General features: G+C 44.0%; 1 protein-coding gene. It reads right to left on the reverse strand.

Annotated elements, in window-relative coordinates; genetic code table 11:
* Positions 1-679: GBS Bsp-like repeat-containing protein (locus tag AC3WT9_RS34610; RefSeq protein WP_492408985.1), on the reverse strand; the 679-nt coding region annotated here is incomplete at both ends.

Here is a 679-nt window from a genome sequence, read left to right on the forward strand (position 1 = left end):
GGGCAACCTTCACACCTTCAATCCACTCAAGGTCATCCTGCTCTTTATTAGAAGTCCAGGTAGGGAACTGAACACGTTTTATATTAGGGTCTAGTCCGTATATCAAAACATTGTATGAACCCGCCGAGATATTGGCTGTTTTCGGTCCTGATACACCTACACCTCCCTTAACAGCAACTGACGTTCCTCCGATATAGTTTGAATTGCCATACTTGTCATGGGCATAGATATGTGTGAAATAGTTACCTGCTTCATAATTGTGCTTACTGAAGGGTATCCGTATCTTCCACGTTGTATTGCCTATCCGCTCACCGATCACATAGGGCCGCTCAATATCATCCTGGTCATTCTTTTCTGTCCATGTCGGGAATTTCACTTCTTGTATGGTTCTGGACACGCCTTCTATAACTACCTCATAGTATTCAGCATCTAATCCGACCGTTTGAGGAGCTCTGACGGTTTGAGTATTCTTAATTTGAGTCGTAACACCCGCTACAGCATTGTTATCCGCATAAACATGAGTTACATATGCGCCAGTTTCCATCCCATGTTTGGACAGAACGACCGTACCTCTCCAGAGATTTGGAGCAACCTTTACACCATCAATCCATTCGAGATCATCTTGCTGATTGTAATCCGTCCATGTCGGAAAACGTACGGTTTTAACACTGTCAGGAAC

Source organism: Paenibacillus sp. EB106-06-01-XG199 (genome assembly GCF_058791575.1).